At 41.3% G+C, this 5,685-nt stretch carries 5 protein-coding genes; all 5 read right to left on the bottom strand.

The window, feature by feature from the left end:
• Positions 1-62 precede the first annotated feature (62 nt).
• The gene (gene phoU / locus AC5JMK_RS11765) at positions 63-749 is read right to left on the bottom strand and encodes a phosphate signaling complex protein PhoU (RefSeq protein ID WP_096675036.1); all 687 of its coding nucleotides are present in this window, start codon (positions 747-749) and stop codon (positions 63-65) included.
• A gap of 28 nt (positions 750-777) precedes the next feature.
• Entirely contained in the window at positions 778-2,091 is a 1,314-nt protein-coding gene (locus tag AC5JMK_RS11760; RefSeq protein ID WP_096675037.1) for an ATP-binding protein, read from the bottom strand.
• 41 nt (positions 2,092-2,132) lie between these two features.
• Positions 2,133-2,885 (bottom strand): winged helix-turn-helix domain-containing protein, encoded by a 753-nt coding sequence (locus AC5JMK_RS11755; protein WP_096675038.1) that lies wholly within the window; start codon positions 2,883-2,885, stop codon positions 2,133-2,135.
• Between the two features lie 376 nt (positions 2,886-3,261).
• Positions 3,262-3,888 carry an SAM-dependent methyltransferase gene (locus tag AC5JMK_RS11750; RefSeq protein WP_096675039.1) on the bottom strand — a complete coding sequence of 209 codons (627 nt, stop codon included), beginning with the start codon at positions 3,886-3,888 and terminating at the stop codon, positions 3,262-3,264.
• Between the two features lie 81 nt (positions 3,889-3,969).
• Entirely contained in the window at positions 3,970-5,334 is a 1,365-nt protein-coding gene (locus AC5JMK_RS11745; RefSeq protein WP_495910152.1) for an APC family permease, read from the bottom strand.
• Positions 5,335-5,685 lie beyond the last annotated feature (351 nt).

Genomic DNA, 5,685 nt, shown 5'->3' with positions numbered 1-5,685 from the left:
ATGACCAATGACCAATGACCAATGACCAATGACCAATGACCAATGACCAATGACTCATTTTATTAGTGGCGCTGACCTGTTACGATATATGCCACTCGTTGACCAATATTAGTTGCATGATCTGCCATACGTTCTAGATGGCGTATTACTAATACCAACAACAGAATTGGCTCGACTACGCCTGGTACATCTTTTTGATAGGCTAAGGTTTGATAGAGATGTTCGTAGGCGCTATCTACAGCATCATCTAGTTGTTTGATACTGCGTCCACCGACTTCATCTAAATCAGCCAAAGCCACCAAGCTCGTTGCTAACATTGCTTGAGCATGGTGCGACATCATGGCAATTTCTGCTAAACAAGGGTGAGGCGGATAAGAAAAGATTTTGACTGCGATTTCTGCTAAATCTTTAGCATAATCTCCAATCCGTTCTAGGTCACGCACCAGTTGCATAAAAGCACTCAAACAACGCAAATCTTGAGCAACAGGAGCTTGTAGCGTCATAATTGCCGCACAGTCTGATTCTATTTGTTTATAAAAGCGATCAATCTGTTTATCCATATGGGGAAGTTCCTCAGCTGCTTTTAAATCGCGAGCGAATAAGGCTTGGTGACTTAAACGAAACGATTGTTCCACCAAAGCTCCCATGCGTAAGATATCGCGCTCTAAGCGTCTGATTTCTCGCGTGAGCTGGGTCGTTCCAGAGTTAGGATCATATATAATTGCTTTCACGCTTGCATTCCCAAACATGAAGATATTTTTAAATATAGTCTTGCTTTTAAGAATTTGCCATGACTTCAGGTAGTACAAACTGTATCCACGCACCACCTGTAATCGGATGGTTCATGGCTTTAATTGAACCACCGTGAGCCAGAATTATTTGACGAACGATCGCCAAACCTAAACCACTACCTACTATTGTTGTAGAACTACTTTCAACTGTTTGATCACGAGTTCGTGCTTGATCTCCCCGGTAAAATCGTTCAAAAACGTGAGGTAAATCCGCTTCGGCAAAACCTGCTCCAGAGTCAATAATATTAACTTCTAGATTAGCTTGTGCGTTTGGTTTACCATTACGATTATTTTTTACAGATGAGATTTTTGTTTCAACAGTAATACTACCACCAACAGGACTGTACTTGATGCTATTGTCCAGCAAGTTGAGGAAAACTTGGTAAAGGCGGGAAGCATCCGCATAAAGCCAAATATTTTCTGAACCTTGATAGACAAATTGGACTTGAGCGCGTACTGCTAGGGGTTCAAGAGTTTCCCAGACCTTGCTAATAAGCGATCGCACTTCTGTTGATTGACAATTGAGTTTCAGGCTGGGATCGGTTTCTAGTTGAGTAAGTTCTAACCAGCTTTGCACCAAATAAATCAGTCGGTCAACTTCCTGCATTAGGCGATTAACCCAACGATCTAAAGGTGGTTCAATGCGCCCTTGCAAAGTTTCCACTACCAAACGAATAGAGGTCAATGGTGTTCTCAATTCGTGGGCAAGATCAGAAAAAGCACGGTCACGCGCTTGGTTAATTTCCAAGAGTATTTGGCGATTTTCCAAGAATACGCCTACTTCTCTATGAGATAAAGGCAAGCTACTAGCTCGCAACATTACAGATTTATGTTCTAGCATTGCTGCCGCACTTTCACAAGAGGGGTGAAATACCCATTCTTTTATCTGAGATTGCTGGCGATCGCGAGTTTGTTCAATTAACTGATCTAGTTCATAAGATCGTACTAATTCTAGTAACAACCGCACTTGTCCCGGTTGCCACCTTTGCAAATACAATATCTCTCGTGCTTGCTGGTTGCACCACAGTAGTTGATTTTCTTCATCTACCTGCAAATATCCTACAGGTGCTGATTCTAACAATTCTTGATAATTATATATAATTTGTTGCAAATATAACTGCTGTTGCTGCAACTCAGCAATATCGTGCCGCAGGCGTGGAATTAGCGGTAGCGCAATATCACTAGGTTGCGACTTTAATGAGGGTGGGATTTTTCCTATGATGCGGCGCAGTTGCACCATTTGGCAAATCCAAACCCCTAGTCCTATTGTCAATCCAAAAAGAAAACTAAATACTAACATCACAAGTTGTTAGTTGCTTTCGCACAGACTATACTAACAACTTATCCAAATCTATAACCAAAACCACGTACAGTCACAATATATTCAGGACGACTGGGATCTTGCTCTAATTTTTCCCGCAACCAACGGATGTGAACATCTACAGTTTTACTATCTCCAACAAAATCTGGTCCCCAAACTTGATCTAGCAACTGTTCGCGTGACCATACTCTGCGAGCATAACTCATGAACAGTTCTAACAAGCGGAATTCTTTTGGTGAGAGATTTACCTCCTGACCACGAACTAAGACACGGCACTCTTGCGGATACAAAGTAATCTCTTTATAATTAAGAGCTGGTAGTTGTGGTAAACTGCTCAAACGCTGACGGCGAAGCAAAGCACGACACCTAGCTACTAATTCCCGCATACTGAAGGGTTTTGTAAGGTAGTCATCGGCTCCCACCTCCAGACCTAAAACACGGTCAGTTTCACTTCCTTTGGCACTGAGCATGAGAATCGGTACTGGATTGCCTTGATAGCGCAGCAAGCGGCAGACATCTAAACCATTAATTTGAGGCAGCATTAAATCTAGGATTACCAAATCAAAAGTTGGTTCGCCTAAATTGGCTTCAAAATTTTTTAATTGTTCTACAGCAGAACGTCCATCCGCAGCCGTTATGACTCCATAACCTTCCTCTTCCAAAGCAAGGACGATCATTTCTCTAATTAGTTCTTCATCTTCGACTAGTAAAATACGACTTCTTTGACCGATGTCCGTCGTTGGAGAATACTTAGTTGATTCACTAGTATACATTGATGCTTTTGAAGTCCCGTAATCGTTGCTGTATCAATACAATTATCAGACAACCGTGCTTTTACGCTTGTTTGATGATGAACTATTTTTTTTGTGATTAATATAACAATTATCTAATTTTATTATAAACCATATAGGCAACAAATATATGGGATGTTTTTATAAAAGGTTATTGGCAGTCAATAAGTTAATAGTAATTTTTTGTAAATATATTTAAATGAAATATCTCATACATAATTAGTGATCATTGTCAATGTTGGCCTGAATCCATGCAACTTGCGATCGCAGTTTTCAATCTGTAGTCTTGTGCCGCAGCTTGCTTTAGAGGCAAAACCCTAACCTCATCTGCAAGGCAGGTTAGGGTAGTTTATACGATTTATTGAAGCAAATTCTTAGGAACCTGATCAGGAACAACCCATAAATAAAGAGTTGTGCCTTGTATCTGTACCGTCTTTTTTGGTTTCCACTCACCCATATCAAAAGCATGGGAAACAATACGAGTACCTGGTTTGAGTTCTTGTAACAATTTGGGTCGGAGTTTCAAATTAACATCAGGCAACAGGTATAGTGTTACTACCGTTGCGCCATCAAAATTAGTTTGGAATAAATCTTGTTGCTGAAATGTAACGCGATCGCTAACACCTGCTTTTTGGGCATTGGCTTTGCTTTCCTGCACAAGTTCGGGATTGATTTCCACACCTACTGCACGACTAACACCATATTTCTGGGCTGCGGTAATGGGAATACGTCCGTCTCCACTACCAAGATCGTAAACTACATCATTTTTTGTAACTTGTGCCAATTGCAACATAGCATTTACTACTTCTGGTGAAGTTGGTACATAAGGTACATCAGCTTGTGGAGTTTCTTGAAGCTGAGTTGGTGTAGCTGGCGTTTGTGCATCTGCTTCAAAGTTACGCTGCTGATTTGTACATCCAGCCACACTCAAACTCACAGCACTAATTCCAGTCACAAGTAAAATTAGCATTCGTCGTAATTGCATGATTTTCTCCTTTAACTTATAGAGTTGGGTATTAGTGGTTAGTGATTATTCCCAATCCCCAATCCCCAATCCCCAATCATTTCACCTATTCCTCAAAAGGTGATGATCCAAGTACAGTAAGGGGATTGCACAAATTACTGCCACAACACCAACTATTGCCCCTACTCCGGTATAAGCCAAACTGGAGTAGAGTAAATAGCCACAGACAAGACAAAATAGCAAAGGCAACCAAGGATAAAGTGGGACTAGAAACGGACGGTTAATATGAGGTTCTTGTCTTCGCAATATAAACAGCGATATACCTGAAAGTAGGAAAAAAAACCAGAATACAGGGGCTGTATAGTCTACCATTGTTTCAAAGCCGTTGCGGGTGATACTACCTAGCCCCACCAAAGCTAGGGAAATCGCCCCCTGCAACAAAAAAGCCATGTTGGGAGTACTTTTTTGATACTGCCAACTTCTCATAAATCTAAATAGTGAAAAGTCTTGCCCCAAGGCGTAATTGCTACGTGCGCCAGTTAAAATAGTGGCGTTGATTGCCCCTAAAGCAGAAACTGCAACCAGCAGACTGAGAAATAATGTTCCCACTTTACCTAAACTCTGACGCATTAAAGCAGCTGCGACTGCTTGCGACTGGGCCATTTCCACCAATCCCAATCCCCGCAGGTAAGCTAGATTGATCAACAGGTAAATGGCGGTGATAATGCCAATACTCCAAAGTAAAGAACGAACTATATTACGTTGTTTATCTTTGATTTCTGCCGAGATGTAAGCTGCCTCATTCCATCCACCATAAGATAGTAAGACAAACACCATTGCTAGTCCCCAAGTACCTTCAGAAGTAGAGGTAGTAGGAGGAGTGGGGGGAGTAGGGGGAGTTGCTAAGGACAGTCCAATAATCACTACAAGCAGCAAGCCAAGGACTTTGGCCACTGTTAGTAAGTTTTGTGTCCATTTACCCTGCTGCAAACCAAAAATATTTAATGCTGTTAATACAGCGACCGCACCTGCTGCATAAAGAGAAGCGGAAAAGGCTCCAAGTGGCAAGATTTGGGAGATATAATCACCAAAAACAAATGCCAACAGCGCAATAGAACCTGTTTGAATGACTATCATCCGCGCCCAAGCAAATAAGAAGGCGACTTTTTTCCCAAAGGCGCGTTTGAGGTAATGGTAATTACCTCCCACATGGGGATAAGTCGTCGCTAACTCGGCGTAACACAAAGCCCCAATCAAAGATACTGCACCTCCTGTTAACCACAACAACAGTACCGCAACATTACTACCTGCATTAGCCGCAACCAAAGCAGGGCTTTCAAAAATACCAGCCCCGATGACAATACCGACAATGAGGGCCACAGCATCAATAAATGCTAGTGAAGGCTTCGGTGCTGTAACTTCCGTTGTCGCTGTCTGCTTTGATAAGGCGTTGTTTTCACGTTCCATAATTGATAGAGAAAGGGAAAAGGTAGAAGGAGTAAGTATTCAAAACTTATTTCGTTTACCCTCTAACTTTGTCCTATATGTGATAGTACGGTGAACTTTATAGTAAAGAGGGAGTAATGACTTATTTCCCTATCTCTAGAGTTAAAGATAAATATGACTTAAAAATGACAGTGAGAAGTTGACAAAAACGGATGAGCTTGAGTGTACTTATTAGTACAAAAAAACTAGTATCTCACCTCAAGGATTCAACTTTCATTTATTGATTGCGATCAAAAACAGGAAGTTGGTTCATATAGTATAGCTATAGCCATTGAGATTAGGACGTAGACTATAAGAGTGTCTATTGCTTCT

Source organism: Pelatocladus sp., from assembly GCF_059505505.1.
Note: the sequence above shows the minus strand (reverse complement) of the source record. Positions and strands in the feature narration are given on the sequence as shown.